Origin of the sequence: uncultured Acidovorax sp., from assembly GCF_964021665.1 — a bacterium.
Taxonomy (GTDB): domain Bacteria; phylum Pseudomonadota; class Gammaproteobacteria; order Burkholderiales; family Burkholderiaceae_C; genus Acidovorax; species Acidovorax temperans.
In genome coordinates this window covers 1-21,873 of sequence record NZ_CAXIAK010000032.1, presented here as the reverse complement: position 1 = coordinate 21,873, position 21,873 = coordinate 1, and the positions used below count along the sequence as shown (strand labels likewise).

The 21,873-nt window shown below is 65.7% G+C and carries 14 protein-coding genes and 1 pseudogene; 4 read left to right on the top strand and 11 right to left on the bottom strand.

What is annotated here, in order from left to right; genetic code table 11:
* Positions 1-2 precede the first annotated feature (2 nt).
* The 6 genes from AADJ04_RS09040 to AADJ04_RS09015 form a co-directional block, all read right to left on the bottom strand.
* Positions 3-995 carry a two-component system response regulator gene (locus AADJ04_RS09040; RefSeq protein WP_207374394.1) on the bottom strand — a complete coding sequence of 331 codons (993 nt, stop codon included), beginning with the start codon at positions 993-995 and terminating at the stop codon, positions 3-5.
* On the bottom strand, positions 992-4,759 hold the full coding sequence (locus AADJ04_RS09035; protein WP_341239405.1) for a PAS domain S-box protein: 3,768 nt from the start codon (positions 4,757-4,759) through the stop codon (positions 992-994). Before AADJ04_RS09035 ends, AADJ04_RS09040 begins: the two co-directional genes overlap by 4 nt.
* A 124-nt stretch (positions 4,760-4,883) precedes the next feature.
* Complete coding sequence (locus tag AADJ04_RS09030; protein ID WP_341239404.1) at positions 4,884-6,455, bottom strand: polyamine aminopropyltransferase; 1,572 nt, start codon at positions 6,453-6,455, stop codon at positions 4,884-4,886.
* A 143-nt stretch (positions 6,456-6,598) separates the two neighbouring features.
* Complete coding sequence (locus AADJ04_RS09025) at positions 6,599-6,820, bottom strand: DUF350 domain-containing protein (protein WP_044396181.1); 222 nt, start codon at positions 6,818-6,820, stop codon at positions 6,599-6,601.
* 45 nt (positions 6,821-6,865) lie between these two features.
* The gene (locus tag AADJ04_RS09020) at positions 6,866-8,380 is read right to left on the bottom strand and encodes a DUF4178 domain-containing protein (RefSeq protein ID WP_341239403.1); all 1,515 of its coding nucleotides are present in this window, start codon (positions 8,378-8,380) and stop codon (positions 6,866-6,868) included.
* Positions 8,381-8,497: 117 nt separating this feature from the next.
* Positions 8,498-9,538, bottom strand: coding sequence for an SPFH domain-containing protein (locus tag AADJ04_RS09015; protein WP_341239402.1), 1,041 nt, complete (start codon positions 9,536-9,538; stop codon positions 8,498-8,500).
* A gap of 231 nt (positions 9,539-9,769) precedes the next feature.
* Between AADJ04_RS09015 and AADJ04_RS09010 the strand changes: the two genes are divergently transcribed.
* On the top strand, positions 9,770-10,015 hold the full coding sequence (locus tag AADJ04_RS09010; protein ID WP_341239401.1) for a DUF2061 domain-containing protein: 246 nt from the start codon (positions 9,770-9,772) through the stop codon (positions 10,013-10,015).
* 107 nt (positions 10,016-10,122) lie between these two features.
* Here the strand turns inward: AADJ04_RS09010 and proX are convergent, their stop codons facing one another.
* The 4 genes from proX to AADJ04_RS08990 all read right to left on the bottom strand — a co-directional run bounded on the left by proX (position 10,123) and on the right by AADJ04_RS08990 (position 14,888).
* On the bottom strand, positions 10,123-11,118 hold the full coding sequence (proX, locus tag AADJ04_RS09005; protein WP_341239419.1) for a glycine betaine/L-proline ABC transporter substrate-binding protein ProX: 996 nt from the start codon (positions 11,116-11,118) through the stop codon (positions 10,123-10,125).
* Between the two features lie 182 nt (positions 11,119-11,300).
* Positions 11,301-12,503, bottom strand: a complete 1,203-nt coding sequence (gene proW, locus AADJ04_RS09000) for a glycine betaine/L-proline ABC transporter permease ProW (RefSeq protein ID WP_341239418.1) — start codon at positions 12,501-12,503, stop codon at positions 11,301-11,303.
* Between the two features lie 105 nt (positions 12,504-12,608).
* A complete protein-coding gene (proV, locus tag AADJ04_RS08995) occupies positions 12,609-13,853 on the bottom strand; it encodes a glycine betaine/L-proline ABC transporter ATP-binding protein ProV (RefSeq protein WP_044396171.1) in 1,245 nt (414 codons plus the stop codon).
* Positions 13,854-14,333: 480 nt separating this feature from the next.
* Positions 14,334-14,888 carry an adenine phosphoribosyltransferase gene (locus AADJ04_RS08990; protein WP_066694640.1) on the bottom strand — a complete coding sequence of 185 codons (555 nt, stop codon included), beginning with the start codon at positions 14,886-14,888 and terminating at the stop codon, positions 14,334-14,336.
* A 361-nt stretch (positions 14,889-15,249) separates the two neighbouring features.
* On the opposite strand from AADJ04_RS08990, the gene AADJ04_RS08985 reads away from it, so the two are divergent.
* The gene (locus AADJ04_RS08985; protein WP_341239400.1) at positions 15,250-18,303 is read left to right on the top strand and encodes an EAL domain-containing protein; all 3,054 of its coding nucleotides are present in this window, start codon (positions 15,250-15,252) and stop codon (positions 18,301-18,303) included.
* 112 nt (positions 18,304-18,415) lie between these two features.
* On the opposite strand, the gene AADJ04_RS08980 is transcribed toward AADJ04_RS08985, so the two are convergent.
* A complete protein-coding gene (locus AADJ04_RS08980; RefSeq protein WP_341239399.1) occupies positions 18,416-20,401 on the bottom strand; it encodes a monovalent cation:proton antiporter-2 (CPA2) family protein in 1,986 nt (661 codons plus the stop codon).
* A 150-nt stretch (positions 20,402-20,551) separates the two neighbouring features.
* On the opposite strand from AADJ04_RS08980, the gene AADJ04_RS08975 reads away from it, so the two are divergent.
* Both AADJ04_RS08975 and AADJ04_RS08970 read left to right on the top strand, forming a co-directional pair.
* Positions 20,552-21,553, top strand: coding sequence for a KpsF/GutQ family sugar-phosphate isomerase (locus AADJ04_RS08975; RefSeq protein WP_207374386.1), 1,002 nt, complete (start codon positions 20,552-20,554; stop codon positions 21,551-21,553).
* A gap of 117 nt (positions 21,554-21,670) precedes the next feature.
* A pseudogene (locus AADJ04_RS08970) lies at positions 21,671-21,873 on the top strand (3-deoxy-D-manno-octulosonate 8-phosphate phosphatase); the annotation flags it as partial.

Here is a 21,873-nt window from a genome sequence, read left to right as displayed (position 1 = left end):
CGTCACTCGGCCCACCGCGCGCGAATCTCCAGCAACTGCGGCAGCAGCGGGGCGAACAGCGCCACCAGGGCGGGGTCGAAGTGTTTGCCCGCCTGGGCCGCAATGTGGCTCATCGCCTCTTGCACCGGCCAGGGTTCCTTGTACGGGCGGCGGGTGGTGAGGGCATCAAACACATCGGCAATCGCCACGATGCGCGCCGACACCGGGATGGCCTCGCCCGCCAGGCCGCGCGGGTAGCCGCTGCCGTCCCACTTTTCGTGGTGGGCCAGGGCAATTTCACGGGCCAGTTGCAGCACGCCCGAGGGGTGCTCGCCAATGATCTCTGCCCCGATTTCGGGGTGGCGGCGCATGGTGGCCCATTCGTCTGCATCGAGCGGGCCGGGCTTGCGCAGCACGGCGTCGGGGATGCCGATTTTGCCCACGTCGTGCATGGGCGCGGCGTTGAGCAGGTCTTCGGCCCAGGCCGTGCTGTGGCCAGCAGCCAGCGCCAGCAGCTGGGCAAAGTGGCTCATGCGGATCACATGCAGGCCAGTTTCGTTGTCTTTGTACTCGGCCGCGCGGCCCAGGCGCTGCACGATCTGCAAGCGGGTTTCGCGCAGCTCGTCCATGCGCACCAGCGACAGGTGGGTGCGCACCCGCGCGCGCACCACGGGCGGGCTGACGGGCTTGGTGATGTAGTCCACCGCGCCCACGTCAAACCCGGCGGTTTCGTCCTGGCTGTCGGTGAGCGCGGTGATGAAGATCACCGGAATGGCCGCCGTGGCCGCGTCGGCCTTGAGCACACGGCACACCGCATAGCCATCCAGGTGGGGCATCATGACGTCGAGCAGGATCAGGTCGGGCCGCTGCTCGCGCGCCACCTGCAGCGCGCGTTCGCCGTCGGTGGCAAACAGCAGGCGGTAGTCGGCCTGCAGGATGTGGCGCAGCACCTGCAGGTTGGTCGGCTCATCGTCTACCAGCAGCAGGCGGGGTCGCAGGTCGGGGGTGGGGTTCATGAGGGGTTCTCCGTGGGCGCATCGATCCACTGCGTGCGCAGCTGCTGCAGCTGCTGCAGGGCCTGGTCGAAGTCAAAGGTGTCAATCGCTTCCTGCAAAGGCTCCATGGCCGCGGCAGGCAGCAGTTGGGCCAGCAGGTCCAGCGGCGGCTGGGCCAGTTCGGCATTTTCCAGGGCCTGCTGCAGCGCCTGCGCGGCGCTGCGGGCCCGGGTGCCCTGGGCATCGCTCAGCGGCGCATGGAGGCTGCCTTCTGCTACAGCCCCTGCGGGCTGGCGAGCGTCTTGCGCCAAGGCATGGTGCACAGCTGCCAGCGAGGTGGGCAGCTGGTTCAGCAACAGCGGCAGCGCCGTGGCGTCCATCGAGGCAGCGGCTTCCTCAATGCGCTGGGTCAGGGTTTGCAGCGGCTTCAAGGCCAGGTTGCCCGCTGCACCGCGCAGGCGGTGGGCCAGGGCGCGCACGCCCGCCAGGTCGCGCTGGGCGGCCAGGGTCTGCAAGGCGGCAGGCGTGCCTTCATGTTCTTGCAGCAGGCGCGCCAGGGCATCGCGCAGCAGTGGCATCTGCCCCCACAGTTGCAGGCCCCGTTCCCAGTCAATGGCCGGGGGCAGGCCTGCCCCTGCGGCCAGAGCCCCCAGGCCCGAGGGGCGGGTGTTGGTGACCAGCGTGCCCCAGTCCATGGCGTCGCCGGTGGCGTGCAGGCTCAGCACCCGGGCGATTTCGCGGAACAGGCGAGCGGGCTCCAGCGGCTTGCTGGCAAAGCCGTCCATGCCGGCAGCGCGGGCGTTGCGCCGGTCTTGCTCTAGCACGCTGGCCGAGAGGGCGATCACCGGCACCGGCTTGCGCCGTTGCGCCTGCTCGAAGGCGCGGATGCGGCGCGTGGCCTCCAGCCCGTCCATGCCGGGCATCTGCAAATCCATCAGCACCACATCAAACCGGCCATTGCAGAACGCCTCGACGGCCTCTTGCCCATCGCGGGCGATGGTGGTCTGGTGCCGCCCTCGGTCGAGGTGGATTTGCAGCAGCTCGATGTTGGCGGGCACATCGTCCACCGCCAGGATGCGCAGCGGAGGCAGAGCCACCCCAGGCAAGGCCGTGGGCTGGGCGGGCGCGGGCTGCCCCTCGGGCAGCGGCAGGCGCACGGTGAAGGTGGTGCCCACGCCCACGGTGCTGCGCACGCTGATGGTGCCGCCCATCAATTCGGCCAGCTGGCGGGTGATGGTGGTGCCCAGGCCGGTGCCGCCAAAGCGGCGCGTGGTGGACGCATCGGCCTGCGCGAAGGGGTCAAAAATGCGGTCCAGGTGCTGGCTGGCAATACCGATGCCGGTGTCTTCCACGTCCAGCGACAGCCATCCTGTGCCCGTGCGTTCGTAGTCAATGCGCAGCTGCACCCGCCCGGCCTCGGTGAACTTGAGTGCATTGCCCAGCAGGTTCAGCAAGATCTGCTGCAGGCGCAGCGCATCGCCGTGCAGGTAGGCGGGCACCGCAGGCGCGACTTGCAGTTGCAGATCCAGCCCCTTCTTGGTCGCCTGGATGCGCGGCGAGGCCAGGATCTGCTCGCAGACTTCCTGCACCGAGAAGTCGGCCAGTTCCAGCTCCACAGCCCCTTTTTCGAGCTTGGCGGTGTCCAGAATGTCGTTGAGCAGGCGCAGCATGGATCGCGCGGCCTGGTGCACGGTGGCCAAGTGGCGGCGCTGCCCGGCTTCCAGGGAGGTGTCGAGCAGCGCTTCGGTGAAGCCGATGATGGCGTTCATCGGCGTGCGGATTTCGTGGCTCATGTTGGCCAGGAAGGTGCTGCGCGCCGTGGCAGCCTGCTCGGCCCGATCTTTGGCGGCACGCAGCTCTTGCTCCATGGCGCGGCGCTGGGTCAGGTCGGTCTCAAACTTGACGACCTTGAAGGGCTGGCCCTTCGCGTCAAAAATGGGGTTGTAGGTGGCCTGGATCCAGATGCGCCGCCCGTCCTTGCCCAGGCGCAGGTATTCGCCGGCGTCCAGTTGGCCAGATCGCAGCTGTTCCCAGAACTGCACATACGCCTCGGTCTGCACGTAAGCGGGCTCGCAGAACATGCTGTGGTGCTGGCCCACGATCTCCTGGAGGTCATAGCCCGTCAGATTGAGGAAATTGTCATTGGCATGGAGCACATGGCCCTGCATGTCGAACTCCACCACCGCCAGCGCGCGGTTGATGGCGCGCACGATGCTTTCGAACTCTGCGTTGCGTTCCTTGAAGGCGGTCATGTCCATGATGACGCCGTCAATCCACAGCACCTGGCCGTCTTCGCCCACCACGGGGCGGCCGCTTTCCGACACCCAGCGCAGTCGCCCGTCGCGGTCCCGCAGGCCAAACTCCACGAGGTAAGGTCGGTGCTCCTGGATGGCCGTGGAGACTTCCGCCCACCAGCGGCCCACCTCTTCGGGCAGCGTGAGCTGGGTGAAGTTGACACGGCCTTCCAGAAAGTCCTGCGGCAACCAGCCCGTGAGTGCGGTCACCGCATCGCTGATGAACAGCATGGTGCAGTCGGCGCCGTAGCGGCAGCGGAAGGTGACGCCCGGTATGTTGGCCATGAGCGAGCGCAGGCGTTGCTCGCTGGCCTTCAGCTCCTGCTCCATGGCGCGGCGCTGGGTGAGGTCGTTGATGAAGCCCACAAACACCGGATCGCCGTCCAGCGGCACGCGGCCAATGGAAAGGCGGATGGGCACCGTGCTGCCATCGGGCCGCAGGGCCAGCACCTCGCGGCCGTTGCCGCCGATCAGGCCACCACCTTGGCCCTGCAGGTAGCGCTGAATGTAGGTATCGTGGCGGGAGCGGTCGGGCTCGGGCATCAGGATGGACACGTTCTGGCCCACCACGTCCTCGGGGCGCCAGCCCAGGATGCGTTCGGCCGCTGCGTTGAAGGACTGCACGCGGCCCTGCGCATCAATCATCACCATGCCGTCCACGGCCGTGTCGGCAATGGCGCGCAAGCGGGACTCGCTCTGTTGCATCTGCAGGAACATCTGCCGGTAGCGCAGGCCGACGTTGATCGCAAGCACCAGCAGGCCGATGCCCACCGCCACCGCCGCGACGGCCAGCGCCAGGGGCGTGCCACCCGCCGCAGCCAGCAGGTCCAGTTCGTCGGGTTCATCGGTAAAACGCAAGGCCGCCATGCCGGTGTAGTGCATGCCGGCAATCGCCAGCCCCATGACGACGCCCGCCACCGCATTGAGCCAACGGGCACGCCAGCGCACCACGCGCTCCAGCCCAAACCGCACCCACAGGGCCACGATGGCCAGCAGCACCGCCACCAGCACCGATGCGGCAAACCCCCAGAGGTCGTAGCGCATGACCGGCGCCCACTGCGACGCCGCCATGCCGATGTAGTGCATGGCGCCAATGCCGGCACCCACCAGCACCCCGCCCACCACCAGGGCGGTGCGGCTGATCTCGCTGCGCATCAGCAAGCCCAGCGCCACCCACGACGCGCCGACGCTGGGCAGCAGAGACAGCACAGTGGTCCACGCATCAAACTGGCCGCGCGCGCACACCGTGAAGGCCAGCATGCCGATGAAGTGCATGGACCAAATGCCGCCGCCCAGCGCCATTGCTCCGGACCCCCGCGCCATCTGCCGCATGAACCGGGTGTCGGCGCGCCGGGCCAGGCCCGCCATCTGCAGCGCCAGCACCGAGGCCAGCACCGCCATGCCCACCGACAGCGCCACCAGCCCCGGGTGGTGTTGCTCCCATAACAAGGGGAACGCCGGGGCGTTGGTGATAAAAAACTGGTTCAGCATGGAAGTTCACCCCTCGTCATCGGTCCGCGCCGCCGGCCATCCGCCGCTGCCCGCTTTTCAGAGCATGGTAACGGCATACCAGGCGGCTTGAGGGGAAAGCCCCAACCGCAGGCTGCGCAAGAAATCAATGCGCCGCTGCCTTGCCCCACTCGCGCTCGTACGTGTGCACCAGCACCTGGTTGGACAACCGCTGCACCTCGGCAGGCACGCGAGCCATGTCCAGCGGGAAATCAAACAGCAGTGGCAGCGTTTGCGGGCTCAGGAACTGCAGCCCCTCGGGCAACGACTCGGGCATGCGCCAAGGGCGACGGCTGGCCAGCACAAAGCCCCATTCACCAAAACTGGGCACATGCGCGTGGTAGGGCCGCGCCGTCAGGCCCACCGATTCGATGGTGGTGACCACCGTCCAGAAGCTCTGGCGTGCCACCAGGGGCGAAGTGGTTTGCACCACCGCGTAGCCGCTGGCGGACAGGCGCTTGTCCAGCAGCGCATAAAAGCTGTTGGTGTAGAGCTTGCCGATGGAGAAATTGGTGGGATCAGGGAAGTCCACCACGATCACATCGAATGTGTCCTGCCCCTGCTGCAGCCACTGGAAGGCATCGGTGTTGACGATGTGCAGCTTGGGGCTTTGCAGTGCAGCACCGTTCAGCCGCGCCAGCATGGGGTTGGCCGTGAAGGCCTGGGTCATGGCCGGGTCCAGCTCGACCAGGGTGACTGATTCGACCGAGGGGTACTTGAGGATCTCGCGCACCGCCATGCCGTCGCCGCCGCCCAGCACGGCCACGCGCTTCGGCGCACCGTGCGCCGCCATGGCCGGGTGCACCAGGGCCTCGTGGTAGCGGTACTCGTCACGCTCGGCAAACTGCAGGTTGCCGTTGAGGAACAGCCGGTGCCCCGCCTTGCCCTGGGTGACCACGATGCGCTGGTAGGGCGATGCGGTGCTGAACACGATGCGGTCCTGGTAGAACTTGTCTTCAGCCAGGGTGGTGATGTGGTCTGCCCCCACAAAGCCCGCCAGCAGCGTGCCCAGCACCAGCACGCAGGCCGCGGCATGGGCGCGCAGGCGGCGCAGCTCACCGCGAAACAGCCACACCGCCCACAGCGCTACGGCCGCGTTCATCAGGCCAAACAGCAGCCCCGTGCGAATCAGCCCCAGCTGCGGCACCAGCAGCAGCGGAAACGCCAGCGACACCGCCAACGCGCCCAGATAGTCGAACGTGAGTACCTGCGAAACCAGGTCCTTGAGCACGGTGTTGCGCTTCAAGATGCGCATGACCAGCGGAATCTCCAGCCCCACCAGCATGCCCACCATCAGAACCATGCCGTACAGCAAGAAGCGGAACGCCTCCGGCACGTAGGCATTGGCCAGAAACAATGTGGCAGGTAGCGCGCCACCGATCAGCGCCACCAGCAACTCGATGCGCAAAAAGTGCGCGGGCAGTTGTCGCTCAAAGTACCGCGACAACCACGACCCCACGCCCATGGCAAACAGATACGTGCCGATGATGGTGGAGAACTGCAACACCGAATCGCCCAGCACATACGACGCCAGCGCCCCCGCCGCCAGCTCGTACAGCAGCCCGCAGGCTGCCACCACGAACACGCTGATGAGCAGGGCGATGTCGATGGGGCGCGGGCCAGCGCCCGAGGCGAGGGGCGCAAGGGCTGGAGGTGGAGAGCTTTCAGCGAGAGGCATGGAAAAGGCGCAGGGGTGCGGCGCTAGCGGGTGCGGGCGTCAACAGCCACAGGCACCGAAGGTCGAGACGAAGACAAAAGAAGTGGCCCGCAGCGCCCGCCGCAGCGGGCTGGGCGGCTGCGCGGCACTACAGGCCCCAACGCTCAATGGATGGCAGCTGCCACGATGATGCTGATGCCAAGGCACATGGCAGCCACCACCATGCCCAAAGCCTTGTTCTGCTTTTCCACAATCTCGCGCCACAGGTCGTAGGGCGTGATCTTGTCGATGATGATGAAGGCCGCCCAGAAGATGATGATGCCCATCAGGGCATAGAGCAATGTGCCGCCGATGGACAGGGGGTGAAGCCATTCAAATTTGGTCATGCGGTTCTCCGGTGAAATTCGGGTTGTTTCGATGTCATTGCGATGTCACTTGTGGCCGCCGCCCGAGGAGTAGCCGCCGTACGAGCCACCCGAGCTGCGGTAGCTGGAACTGGACGAGCAGTTCTCCACCCGCGGGTCGCAGCTGGAACAGCGGCTGAGGATGATGAGCAGGATGATGATGACCACCGCAACCAGGATGATGGTGCCGCAACCCATGCCCGACTTGGCCACGAAGGGGCCGGGGTCGTCGCGCTGCAGCACATCCTTCTTGTCATCGAGCTTGAAGGCCTTGGCCACCGTGTCGCTGGCGATCTTGTCGCCGGCGGACCAGGTGACCTCATTGCGGCTTTGCTCCAGCGAGAGCACGCCCTTGCTGCTGCCAAAGTCGCGGTTGCTGGTCTTCTGCCCCCGGCTCACCTGCCAGTAGAACTCGCCCAGCACGTAGGTGGTTTCGGCCTCGTAGCTGTATTTGAGCTCGTACTTGGTGCCCATGTACGTGGCGGTGCGTCCGTTGGACGAGAGCTGGGGCGCGCCGGTGGTGGGGCGCACCATGCTCCAGCCCTCTTCGGAATCGACCAGGAAAGCAAAGCCGCGCTTTTGGTTGTAGAGCAGGTATTCGCTCCAGCCAAAGTGCTCATCGTCGCCGGGCTCCACGCCCATGCGGTGCTGAAAGCCCACCACCTGCCAGTGCACGCCCTGCAACTGGCCCTTGCTGCCCAGCGGGATGAGGGGCTGCACGGGCTCGTCTTGCACGGCGGCACGCAGCTCGCCGCCAACGCCGCTGTTCAGGTCAATGAGGCTGTTGCACGAGCCGCAGGTCAGGCTCTTGGTGGTGGACAGCTGCACCTGCACCGGTGCGCCGCAATGCGGGCAGTTGAACTGCCGGCCTTTTTCTTCCTTGGCCGATTCGTCTTTGAGGCCCTGCAGCTTGAGGTCTTCCAGCAGCACCGAGCGCCCCCGCTCCACGCTGGGCGGGGTATGGCCGTAGTCGATGCTGAGCACCTCGCCATCGGCGCTGCGCAGCTCCACCATGTCAAACGGTTGGCCCAGCGGCGGCAGTTGGGGCAGTTCGCCCTGGGCAGACACCAGCTGCGCACTGCCGCTGTAGGCAACGCTATAGCTCTTGCCGTTGATGGCGGTGGTGGCCCCCAGGCGAAAGCGGCTGGCTTCGGGCAGCTCGCGGCCGGGGTCGATCTTGCGGGTAAAGACGTAGGCGCCGTTGTCTTCCCCCAGGCTGGCGGTGCTGCCGTCTTCCAGAAAGGCCACCCACTCCGTCCACACGCCTGCGTCGCTTTTGAACTGCAGGCGGCCGATCAGGGTGAAGGGCTGCTCCTTGCCATCGAGGGTGATGCGCCCGCTGGCAAAAAGCTGCAACGGGCTGTGGTCGTCGAACAGCTCGGCCATCTTGCCCAGGCGCGTGAGCACGTCGCCGCTGCGCACCACCGTGCTTTGGCAGTAGCCGCACACGGCATGGGTGGACTGGGCGCTTTTGAATTCCACCGGCGCGCCACAGCCGGGGCAAGGGGCGCGATAGGCGCGCTGGGTGGGGTCTGTGGCCATGGGAAGGCAGTGGGCAAGAAGGCTTCACTTGCGAACAAGGGCTGAAGGCAAAATATGCCTCCAGCCCTTATGCATCAAGCGCTAGCAGCTATTGATTCAATAGCAATCAAGATCCGGTCAGACCAGCTTTTTCAGCAGCTCTGCCTTCTTGGTGTCGAACTCTTCCTGGGTGAGGATGCCCTTGGCCTTGAGGTCGGCCAGCTTCTCCAGCGTGGCCATGACTTCGTCGGGCCGCACGCCCACCGGGGCCGCTGCAGCGGGGGCCGCCTGGGCAGCGCCGCCCTGCAGGCCTTGCTGCAGGTTTTGCGCCAGCACCTGGCCCAGCGCCACGCCGGCACCCAGGCCCATAGCATCACCCGCCACACCGCCGCCGTTGCCAGCGCCTTCGGCGAACTTGGGAATGGCCTGCGCCGTCTGGTACTGCATGAACTTGCCCATGTCGTTGCCGACCATGCCCATGCCGATCTTCTGGTCGAGGATCTTTTGCAGCTCTTCAGGCAACGAGACGTTTTGCACCGTCATGGATTCGAGCTGCAGACCGATCTTGGCGAAGGCTGGCTGCAGCTCTTGCGCCAGTGCATTGGCAAAAGCGATCTGGTTGGCGGCCAGGTCCAGGAACGGCAGGCCGCTGCTGGCAATGGCGTTGCTGATGTTTTGCAGCACCAGGCCACGCAGCTGCCCATCCAGCTCGGCCACGGTGTAGGACTCGCGGGTGCCGGAGATTTCGGTGTGGAACAGCTTGGGGTCGGCAATGCGGAAGGCGTAGTTGCCGAACGCGCGCAGGCGCACGGCACCAAAGTCCTTGTCGCGGATCGTGATGGGCTGAGGGGTGCCCCACTTCTGGTCGATCTGCTGGCGCGTGCTGAAGAAGTACACGTCGCTCTTGAAGGGGGACTCAAAGAGCTTGTCCCAGTTCTTCAGGTAGGTCAGCACCGGCAGCGTCTGCGTGGTGAGCTTGTAGGTGCCGGGGCCAAACACGTCGGCCACCTGGCCTTCGTTCACGAAGATGGCCATCTGCGACTCGCGCACCACCAGCGTGCCGCCGTTCTGGATTTCCATGCCCGCCATGGGGAAGCGCCAGGCCAGCGTGCCGTCGCTGTCTTCCGTCCACTGGATGACGTCAATGAACTGCTTCTTGATGAAGTCCATCAGGGCCATGTCTTCTCCCTTGCGTGATCGCTGTTGTAAGGCCGACCATCATAGCAACAGGGGTGTTGCCTCCCAAGGGGGAACAGGGGCACATGGCAGGCGCAGGCGCACGCAGCGGACGCCCCATACATAGCCTCTATCTTCAGATTAGAACTTTTTGATTGGCTATTACTATTGAGAATGCCTACCATTTGAACCCAAGCCGCTCACCCGGCACCACCACCGATTGAGGAGCCCGCCATGTCCCACATTCGCCGCATTGCCCATCAGAACAAAACCATGCTCTTGAAGACGGCCAGCTACTACGTCATCCACATCTGCGTGGCTGCCATGGTGGCTTACGCCGTGACGGGCAATTTGCTCGCGTCGCTCACCCTGAGCTTGCTGGAGCCCACGGTGCAGGCTGTGGCCTTCTTCTTCCATGAGAAGGCCTGGGCACGCAAACAGAACGCGCCGGTAGCGCAAGCCGCCCCAGCGGGGGCCTGACCACAGCGGAGCACCACCATGACACGCACCCACTGGGATGACTTTGCAGGCTGGCTCACGCAGCGGCTGGCCGAGCAGGCGCATTGCAGCGCCTGACTACGTCTGCGTTAACGCGCCGCCGCAAGCGCCTGCGCCACCCACCCGTCAAAGGTCTTTTGGTGGGCCTTGATCCAGCCGTTCACATGGCGCTCAATGTCTTGGGGCTTGTTCTCGCCATCGCGCATGCGCAGGTTCTGCGCGTTGACATCCGCCACCGGCAGTTGCATGACCTCAAAGAGCTTGGTTGCAGCCGGGTTCTTTTGGGCAAACGCCTTGTTCGCCACGATGCGCTGGGTGTTGACCGTGAAGCCAAAGTCCTTGCCGTCTGGCAGCTTGGTGCTGAGCTTGGCCTGCTCGCCGGGCAGCGATGAGTGCGGCACCTGCAGCCAGACCACGTCCTTGCCAGGCTGCAGCACGCCGCTGACCCAGTAGGGCGTCCAGGTGTAGTACAGGATGGGCTTGCCTTGCTTGTAGCGCGCGATGGTGTCGGCAATCAGTGCGGCATAGCTGCCCTGGTTGTGCATGACGGTGCCGCGCAGCTGGTAGGCCGTGAGTTGGTGCTCGATGACCAGCTCGCAGCCCCAGCCGGGGTTGCAACCGGTCAAGTCCGCCTTGCCGTCGCCATTGGTGTCAAACAGCTTGGCCAAGGCCGGGTCCGACAGTTGCGAGATGTGGGTGATCTTGTATTGGTCGGCAGTCTTCTTGTCGATCAAGTAGCCCTGCAAGGAATTGCGCACATAAGTGCCTTGCCGCCACAGCTTGTCGTCGCCGCCCGCGTTGCGATAGAAGTCAGCGTGCAGCGGGTCCCAATGGGTGGCCATGAAGGTGGCGTCGCCGTTGGCCAGCGCCAGATGGCCAGTGGCGTACTCGGTTTCCTGGGGCGCTTTGACGGTGTAGCCTAGCTTCTCCAGCGCTTTCGAGACCAGAATGGTCTGAAACGCTTCTTCCGCAATCGAGCTTTGAATGGGCTGAACGGTGGTGCCCTTGCCGGGCAAGGCCGCATCGGCCTGTACGGCGCTGGCAGCCACGAACGACAACGCGCCGACCGCCAGCGCCTTGGCCATGTGCTGGCGCGCCCGCAGAGAAACGCCTGAAATCAAATTTGGGTTGTGCATGAATGTGCTCCTTCACAGTGGTTTGAATGCAATAGACCTGCGCGCCCGCCACCACAACGGGTTCGCAACGATCAAAAGATGAGATGAGCGCGGGGAATGCTCAGGTGGGTGCGCAGATGGATGCGCTCGCGTCAAGCCGTCGCAGGGGCAGCTGGCAGCGGGGCGCCGTCGGCCATGTCTGCTGGCGCGTGGGGCACACGCTGGGCAGGCGCTGCGCGAAAGCGCGCCAGCAGCCCAACCACCAGGCCCACCGGGCCGGCTTGCCACCAGTGGCGCGTGCCCCGGCGCGGCTGGCCCATGGCCTGGGTGACGCGGTCGAGGGTGATGGCCAGCAACACAATGCCCAGGCCGCCCACCGTGGCCAGCCCCATGTCCAGGCGCCCGATGCCCCGCAGCACCATCTGGCCCAGGCCACCCACGGCGATCATGGAAGCGATCACCACCATGGACAACGACAGCATCAGCGACTGGTTGATGCCCGCCATGATGGAGGGCATGGCCAGCGGCAGCTGCACCTTGACCAGCATTTGCCAGGGCGAAGCGCCATAGGCGCGGGCCGCTTCAATCAGGTCCGGGCGCACCTGGCGAATGCCCAGGTTGGTCAGCCGCACCAGCGGAGGCAGCGCGAACACGATGGTGACCACCACACCCGGCACGTTGCCGATGCCAAACAGCATCACGACAGGGACCAGATAGACAAAGGCGGGCGTGGTTTGCATGGCGTCCAGGAACGGGCGCATCCAACGCTGGGCCCGGTCGCTGCGCGCCAGCAGGATGCCCAGCGGCAAACCGATCGCCAGACAAAACGCCAGCGAGGTCAGCACCAGCGAGAGCGTGACCATGGCCTCGGGCCAGATGCCCAGCATGGCCACCAGCAGCAAGGACACTGCGGCACCGATGGCCACACCACGGCCCGCGCATTGCCAGGCCAGCAAACTCAAAATGGCCACCATCCACAGCGGCGGCACGCTTTGCAGCAAGCCCTCCATCTGGGTAAGCACGCCATCGATGGGCCCGCGCACGGTCTGGAAGAAAGGACGGAAATTCGTCACCACCCAGTCCAGCCCCTGGTTGATCCAGGACTCCACCGGCAAGCTGCCGTCCCACAGCTGGTGCAGCGCAAAGCCAGGGTCGGTGCCGTCTACGCCCGTGGTCACGTCCAGGGGTGCGGTGGGGGCGGCCCCCATCCAGTCGCCCCCGGCATCCGGGGTGGCGACTGTGTCGCCCCAAGGGTTGTCAGGCGCGGGCGTGCTGGCGGCATCGGGGGTGGCCCACGGGTTGTCTGCCGCCTTGGCCACCTGGCCGGGTTGCGGCGGCACGGCGTCTGCGGTCATGGGGGCTTGAGAGGGTGGCGCTTCGTAAGGATTCTTTTCAACTGTCAGATCGGACATGGTTCAGGGTCTTTCAAATTCTGGAATGGCAGGGCGGCCTAGGGCACATCAGTGCATCTGCGCTGATGCCAAAGCGGGCTGCGAAGGCGGCACCGGCGGGGTGTCCCGGTCCAGAAACTTGAGCAAGGTGGTCTTGCTGATGGCGCCACCAAAGCGGCCATCCGGCTGCACCACGGGCATGGCGAAGGGCGCACTGGCGACGCGGCCAAACAGCTCGCTGACGGGTTCGTCCGCCACGATGGGCTGCACCGCTGGCAGGTAGGCATGTGCCAGCCCCAGTGGCCCCTGGTGCCCTGCCAATGCCGAGCGCAAGGACTCTGCCGACACCACCCCCAAAAACTGCTGCGCAGGGCTGACCACATACGCGTATTCGCGGTCTTGGTCCTGCAGCATCTTCAACGCCGCGCGCGAGCCCCGGTCAGCATGCTCGGCCACCACGGTGAGGGGCTTTCGGGCGATGTCAGAGGCCTTGAACACGGCAGCCGCATCCACACCACGGATGAAACTGCGCACATAGTCGTTGGCGGGGTTGCGCAGGATGTCGTCGGGCGTGCCCACTTGCACCACCTGCCCGTCTTTCATGATGGCAATCCGGTCGCCAATGCGCATGGCCTCGTCCAGGTCGTGCGAGATGAAGACGATGGTGCGCCGCCGCACCTTTTGCAGGCGCAGCAGCTCCGACTGCATTTCGGTGCGGATGATGGGGTCCAGCGCCGAAAACGCTTCATCCATCAGCAGGATCGAGGGGTCCGATGCCAGCGCCCTGGCCAGCCCCACGCGCTGCTGCATACCGCCGGAGAGTTCGTCCGGGTAGCTGTCGCCCCACCCGGCCAGGCCCACCTGCTCGAGCGCCTGGGCGGCCTGGGCCTGGCGCTGGGCGCGATCCACGCCCGCCAGTTCCAGGCCCAGGGCCGTGTTGTCCAGCACCGTCATGTGGGGCATCAGGGCAAACGACTGAAACACCATGCTGATGTCTTTGCGGCGCAGCGCCCGCAGTTGCGCATCGGGCAGCTGCGCGATGTCCACCCCGTCCACCAGGATGCGACCGGCGCTGGGTTCAATCAGCAAATTCAGCAGCCGCACCAGGGTGGATTTGCCTGAGCCCGACAGGCCCATGACCACAAAAATCTCGCCCGCCTCGATCGACAGGTGGGCGTCAAACACCCCGATGGACTGCCCCGTGCGGGCCAGGACTTCCTGCTTGCTCAGGCCTTGGCGAACCAGCGCCAGGGCCTCTTGTGGATCGTCTCCAAAGACCTTGAACACGTGATCAATAACGATTTGTTTTGCCATGGACTTCCTCCTCCCGGTTGAACGACACAAGCCGCCCCGCACGAGCGCAGGGTTCGAGAGGGGCGACAAGCCCACGCTTTGGCGATGCAGCAGCCTGGCAGCGCCATGTGGCGCGCCCAACGGCACGAAAAACGTGGGATTTACAGAGACCGACCCGGATGGCACGCGGCAGACGTGCGCAAGGGTCGAGTAGCGGACGGGCCGCTGCGCGAGACCAGCTCGCTCGACATGGTTGGAGCGGACGCATGCCCGCTCCGGGTGCTGCCATTGCCAATGCGTTGGCAATACAGAGTCGCAAGCACGACTCCCGGCGGCACTTCACTCAAGGGTTGAACACCTGCGTGGCAGGTAGTGAAACACGGGGAAAGTCTACGAATTCTTACCATCAAAGTCAAAACACAGGGTTTTGCAAAAATGGTATTCGCGCGCAATAAACGAAAAAGCCGCCCGAAGGCGGCTAGATGCACGCGGTAGCAAGCATCAATGACCAGCAAAGTCCACCAGCGTGAAGAGCGGCAAGCCAGACTCTTTCAGCCGGGCCGAGCCACCCAGTTCGGGCAGATCGACAATGGCCGCGCCCTCGGTGACGGTGGCGCCCAGCTTCTCCAGCAGGCGGCGCCCAGCCATCATGGTGCCGCCGGTGGCGATCAGGTCGTCAATCAGCAGCACGCGGTCGCCGGGTTTCACGGCATCGGTGTGCAGCTCCACCGTGGCGCTGCCGTATTCCAGCTCGTAGGTTTCTTCCACGGTGGTGAAGGGCAACTTGCCCTTTTTGCGGATGGGCACGAAGCCCACGTTCAGCTCATAGGCCACCACGGCGCCCAGGATGAAGCCGCGCGCGTCCAGCCCGGCCACCACGTCGGGGCGCAGCGCCTTGTCCATGTAGCGGTGCACAAAGGCGTCGATCAGCACGCGGAACACCTTGGGGTCTTGCAGCAGGGGCGTGATGTCTCGGAACTGCACACCGGGCGCGGGCCAGTCGGGCACGGTGCGGATGTGTTGACGAAGGTATTGGTTGACGCTGAACGACTGCATGGCATGAGGCCGCGCGCCTGAAGCAAGCGCATTGCGGCAAAAAAAGCACCCCAAAGGGGCGAAGCCCCCGCGGGGGAAAAAGCCCTGGGGGCGCGAAAACACGGGTTCCCAGGCGGCGCTGACCCGCGCACACTGCACAGTAGAACAACGCCAAGCCCGATATTGTTCCAAATTGTGTGCGCCGTGGGCGACTTCTCTGCACAATGGCAAGCGGGCCGCTCTGGTTCGCCCCCGCACGCACAGAACTGCAATGAAGCCAACGTACTTGTACCCCGGGCCCTGTCCCTGGCCCCCTTCGGTAACGGCTGCAGCATGCGGCCGGGTACGGCTCTTGCAATTGGGCCAGTAACCTTGCATCGCCATGCCTATCTGCGTCCTTCTCATTGACAACAATGCCTGCCACGCGCAGGTGGTGGTGTCGGCCTTGGCCGACCCCTGGCTGGGCTGGCAGGTGGATGTGGCCACCAGCGTGCAGGCGGGGCTGCAGCGTGTGCGCCAGGGCGGCGTGGACATCGTGATCTGCCGTCACCAACTTCAAGACGGCACCGCCTTTGATGTGCTGGAGGTGCTGCAGGGTATTCCCGCCCTGGTGCTGGTGCGGCCGGGGCTGGAAGGCCATGCGGCACATGCCATGCGCCATGGGTTTGCCGACTTTGCGGTGCAAGACCCTGACTCCAACTACCTGCTGGCGCTGCCTGCGCAGATTGAGGCCGTGCTGGAACGCAGCACCAGCGCCCGCGCGCGGCGATCCGCCGAGGCCATGCTCACCCGCCAGCACCGCTTGCTACAGGCCATCTCGCGGGCGCAGGCGGTGTTCATTGCCAGTGCCAAGCCCGAAGCCGCTTTCGATGCCCTGCTCGACGAGCTGATGGAGCTGACACGCAGCAGCTTTGGCATGGTGGGCCACGTACAGCACACGCCCGGTGGCTCGCCCACGCTGCACTTGCATGCCATGACGGACATCCGCCGGGATGAGGCCACGCGCATGCAGACCGTGCGTCGCCTTCAGGAGGCACGGGTTTTTGACAGCACCACCCCCCTGGTCGGGCAGGTGCTGGCGAATGAACAACCCGTGATCCTGGAAGACGCCAGCGCCGACGCCAGTTGCCAGCCGCTGCCCGCCGGGCTGCCGCCGCTGGGGGCTTGCATGGCGCTGCCCATTCATGCCGCGCAGGAGCTGGTGGCGGTGGTGGTGCTGGCCAACAGCCACAGCGGCTACGCCAGTGCGGACATCCAGTTCCTGCAGCCGCTGCTCAGCACCGTGGGCCAGCTGGAAATGGCGCGCCGTGCCGAAGAAGACCGGCGCCAGGTGGACGCCCAGCTGGTGCGCACCAGCGCGCTGCTGGGTGAAAAAACCAACGCCCTGGAAGCCACGCTGGCCAGCGTCTCGCAGGGCATCGTGAAGGTGGATGCCGACGGCAAGATCCGCGTGTTCAACCAGCGCTACCTGGAACTGCTGGAGCTGCCCCGCGAGTTCATGGCCACCGAGCCCACCCACGAAGACATCGTGCGCTTTCAAACCGAGCGTGGCGACTTTGGCCAGGGCTTTGAGCTGATAGAAGCCGGCGCGCGGGCCTACGTGCAAGCCGACTACGCGGTGAAAGGGCGCGGCCAGACGGTGCCCGACACCTATGTGCGCCGCACGAGCAAGGGGCGGTCCCTGGAAGTGCGCACCCGCACCATGCCCGACGGCGGCCTGGTACGCACGTTCACCGACGTGACCGATTACGTGGGCACCCTGGAGGCCCTGCGCCAAAGTGAAGCGCGCTGGCGCAGCCTGACTCACCTGTCCTCCGACTGGTATTGGGAGCAGGACGAGCAACTGCGCTTTGTGCGGCTGGACGGGCGCTCCAGCAACCAGGTGGGTATCCAGGACGACTCCTTCTACGGCCGCACCCTCTGGGAGCTGGACAACACCTTTGTGGATGACAAGCTATGGCGGGAACACCGTGCCCAGCTGCAGGCCCATGAGGTGTTCCACAACTTTGAAATCCAGCGCCGCAAGCCCTCGGGCGAGTGGATGTGGGTGTCCGTCAGCGGAGAGCCCATCTTTGACAAGCAAGGCCAGTTTGCGGGTTACCGGGGCATCGGGCGCGACATCACGGCGCAAAAGCGGGCCGAAGCCGAAATCCAGCGCCTGGCGTTCTACGACGAGCTCACCGGCCTGCCCAACCGACGCCTGCTGATGGATCGCCTGGAGCGCGCCGTCACCCAAAGCGCCCGCAAAGGCACTCATGGGGCCTTGCTGTTTCTGGACCTGGACAACTTCAAGGGCATCAACGACACCCTGGGGCACGAATGGGGTGACCGGCTGCTGACGCTGGTGGCCCAGCGCATCACCGCCAGTGTGCGGGCCAGCGACACGGTGGCCCGCCTGGGGGGCGACGAATTTGTGCTGGTGCTGCAAGGGCTGCAGCCGGGGCCGACCGAAGCAGCGGTAGAAGCCGAACTGGTCGCGCAGAAAGTGCTGCAGGAGCTGAGCCGGCCCTACACGCTGGAGGACGCCGTGCTGTACAGCACGCCCAGCATCGGCATCACGCTGTTTCGCAACCAGGAGCAGTCGGTGCATGAGTTGCTCAAGCGCGCAGATTTGGCTATGTACCAGGCCAAGGCCCAGGGCCGCAACACCCTGTGCTTTTTTGACCCGGCCATGCAGGCGGCGGCATCGGCACGTTCGGCCCTGGAAGGCGACATCCGCCTGGGCATTGAACGAAGCGAGTTCCTGCTGCACTACCAGCCCGTGGTGAACGCTGCCGGCCACCGCATGGGCGTGGAAGCCCTGGTGCGCTGGAACCACCCCCAGCGCGGCATGGTGTCGCCGGGCGAATTCATTCCGCTGGCCGAACAAACGGGCCTGATCCTGCCGCTGGGCCAGCAGGTGCTGCGCATGGCCTGCACCCAGCTGGCACAGTGGAGCCAGCAGCCGAACACCTGCGACTGGACAGTGGCCGTGAACGTCAGCGCGCAGGAGTTTCGCCACCCCGACTTCGTGAAGCGGGTGTGGGACGCGCTGCGGGAAAGCGGCGCCAACGCGCACCAGCTCAAGCTTGAGCTGACGGAAAGCCTGCTGCTGCAGGACGTGGAGGACGGCATTGCCAAGATGCGCGCCCTGCGCGAGCGGGGCGTGGGCTTCTCGCTGGACGACTTTGGTACCGGCTACTCGTCGCTGAGCTACCTCAAGCGGCTGCCGCTCGATCAACTCAAGATCGACCAGAGCTTTGTGCGCGACGTGCTTACCGACCCCAACGACGCCGCCATCGCCTGCACCATCGTCACCCTGGCCCAGAGCCTGGGGCTGGATGTGGTGGCCGAAGGGGTGGAGACGGAAGGCCAGCGCGAGTTTTTGCTGCGCAACGGCTGCCACAAGTTCCAGGGCTACCTGTTTGGCAGGCCCGTGCCAGCAGATCAGCTTTAAATGCTACTGAAATCATAGCTGCTCGCGCTTACTGCGCAAGCGCTACCGGCCAATTTCATCCAAATCTCCACCCCCCCCCGCTGGCAGGCAGCGCCAGGGCGGGCGAGCCGTGCTAGCCGCGCAACAGCTTGTCTTCGGCCAACGCCAAGGCAGTCGGGTGGCCCGACAGCACCAGGGTGTCGCCCTCTTGCAGCACAGCGTCGTCTGCTGCCGCAGCTTGGTGACCATTGGCGCGCCGCAGGTTGACTACGCGCACCCCCACCGCGTTCAGGGCCAGATCGCCCAGCGGGCTGCCCAATGCCTTGGCTCCTGGAGGCAGGCTCACGGTGCTCATGCGCTCCTGGTCGCGTTCGTTCGGGGTGTCGTCATCCGCCCCGTGGAAGTACCCGCGCAGCATGTTGTAGCGGGCATCGCGCTGGTCCTGCACCACGCGCAGCACGCGCCGCATGGGCACGCCCACCAGCGCCAATGCGTGGCTGGCCAGCATCAGGGACCCTTCAATGGCCTCGGGCACCACTTCGGTGGCGCCAGCGTCCTGCAGTTTGTCGAGGTAGGCGTCGTCCTGCGTGCGCACCACCACGGGCACCTGCGGCGCGTGCGAGCGGGTGTTCGCCAGCACCTTGAGGGCGGCGGGCACGTCGATGTAGGTCACCACCACGGCACTGGCGCGCACCAGGCCGGCAGCCATCAGGGCTTGCAGGCGGGTGGCGTCGCCATACACCACCGAGTCGCCGGCGGCGGCGGCCTGGCGCACCCGGTCGGGGTCCAGGTCCAGCGCCATGTAGGGAATGCCTTCGCGCTCCAGCATGCGCGCCAGGTTCTGGCCGCAGCGGCCATAGCCGCAGATGATGACGTGCTTGCTGGTGTTGATGGTCTTGCGCGCAATGGTGGTCATCTGCAGCGACTGCTGCATCCAGTCGCTGGCAACCAGCTTCATCACGATGCGGTTGCTGTACATGATGAGGAAGGGCGTGGCCAGCATCGACAGCACCATGGCCGCCAGGATGGGGTTCATCAGCGCCGGCTGCACCAGCCCATGGTCCTGCGTGAGCGACAGCAGCACAAAGCCAAACTCCCCCGCCTGCGCCAGGAACAGCCCCGAGCGCAGCGCCACCCCTGTGGTGGCCCCCATCAGCCGGGCCAGCACCAGAATGATGACCGCCTTGACCAGCAGCGGCACCGCCAGCAGCGCCAGCACCAGCGCCCAGCGGTCCACCAGAATGTGCCAGTCCAGCATCATGCCGATGGTGATGAAGAACAGCCCCAGCAGCACATCGTGGAAGGGGCGAATGTCCGTGCCCACCTGGTGGCGGTATTCGGTTTCTGACACCAGCACGCCGGCAATGAACGCGCCCAGCGCCAGGCTCAAGCCCGCCAGTTCGGTCAGCCAGGCCAGACCCAGGGTGATGAGCAGCAGGTTCAGCATGAACAGCTCTTCGCTCTTGCGGCGGGCCACCAGGGTCAGCCACCAGCGCATGAAGCGCTGCCCGCCCGTGAGCAACAGGCCCACCAGAACCACCGCCTTGATAAGCGCCCAGCCCAATGCGGGCAGCAACTGCTCCGACGCAGAGCCCAGGGCTGGAATCAAGATCAGCAGCGGCACCACGGCCAAATCCTGGAACAGCAGAATGCCCATCACGCGGCGGCCGTGCTCGCTTTCCAGCTCAGCGCGCTCGGCCATCAGCTTGACCACGATGGCGGTGCTGCTCATGGCCAGCACGCCTGACAGGGCCAGCGCCGTCTGCCAGCCCATGTCCCAGATGCCGCCCACCCAGTGCGACAAGGCTACGCCGCCCACGGTCACCACGGCCATGGTCGCCAACACCTGCATCAGCCCCAGCCCAAACACCTGCTTGCGCATGGCCAGCAGCTTGGGCAGGCTGAATTCCAGCCCGATGGCAAACATCAGAAACACCACCCCGAACTCGCCCAGGTGGCGCACGCCCTCGGAGTTTTGCGCCAGCGCCATGGCGTGGGGGCCGATCAGCACGCCCGCGGCCAGATAGCCCAACATGGGCGGCAACTTGAGACTGCGACAGGTAACCACGCCCAGCACTGCGGCCAGCAAATAAAGCAAAGTCAAAGCGAGTGAGGACATACAGCGATGCTATCCGAGCGTTACAAGTTTGCGCTCCTGCCGGTGTAGCAAAGGGGCGCAGGGCACTGCAGATCGCACCTACGCTGCCAGCAAGACGGCCGAAAGGCCCGGCAACAGGCCGCCGGCGGCCCCGGTCGATAGAATCCTGCCATGACTGTCAGCCCCTCCACGCCCCCTCCTTTTGACACGGCGCAAGCCTTGCGCCTGGCGCGCGAGACCTTTGAAATCGAAGCCGCCGCGCTCACGGGCCTGGCGGCCCGGGTGGACGAGCGTTTTGCCCAGGCCGTGCAGATGGTGCTGGCCACCACCGGCCGTCTGGTGGTGATGGGCATGGGCAAAAGTGGCCATGTAGGCCGCAAGATTGCCGCCACCCTGGCGTCCACCGGCACCCCCGCTTTCTTTGTGCACCCCGCAGAGGCCAGCCACGGCGATCTGGGCATGGTCACCGGCGCTGATGTGGTGCTGGCCATCTCCAACAGCGGCGAAAGCGGCGAACTCACTGCCATCCTGCCCGTGCTCAAGCGCCTGGGCGCCCCCCTGATCGCATTGACCGGCGGTCTGCAGTCCACCCTGGCCCAGCATGCCGACCTGGTGCTGGACTGCAGTGTTGAGCGCGAAGCCTGCCCGCTGAACCTGGCCCCCACCGCCAGCACCACCGCGCAACTGGCCATGGGCGACGCACTGGCCGTGGCCCTGCTCGACGCCCGGGGCTTCCGCCCCGAAGACTTTGCCCGCTCGCACCCCGGTGGCTCGCTGGGCCGCAAACTGCTCACCCATGTGAGCGACGTGATGCGCAGCGGCGATCAGGTGCCCCGCGTAAGCCCCGAAGCCAGCTTCAGCGACCTGATGCGCGAGATGAGCGCCAAGGGCCTGGGCTGCTCCGCCATCGTCGATGCTGCGGGCCACATTCAAGGCATCTTCACCGACGGCGACCTGCGCCGGCGTATCGAAGCCGGGGCAGACCTGCGCACCGCCACGGCCGCCCAGGTCATGCACCCCTCGCCCCGCCGCATCGCCCCCGACGCACTGGCGGTGGACGCCGCCGAAATGATGGAAGCCCACGGCATCACCAGCGTGCTGGTGGTCGATGCCGCAGGCGTGCTGACCGGCGTGGTCCACATTGGCGACCTGATGCGGGCAAAAGTCATATGACCCCCCTGAGTCGCTGCGCGCCTTCCCCCCAAGGGTGGACGCGCCCGGTGGCCCGGCAAAGTCGGCTCCACGGGTGCGCCGGCCTGGCCCGTGCCTGTATCTCCATTGCTCCCTGACATGACCCAGCCTGTTCTGAATTTCGACCCCGAGCTGCTCCTGCGTGCGCAGCCCGTGCGCGTGGCCTTTTTCGACGTGGACGGCGTGCTGACGGATGGCGGCCTGCTGTTCAGTGAAAGTGGCGAAACGCTCAAGCGCTTCCACACGCTGGACGGCCACGGCATCAAGCTGCTGCAAAAGGCTGGCATCACGCCCGCTGTGAT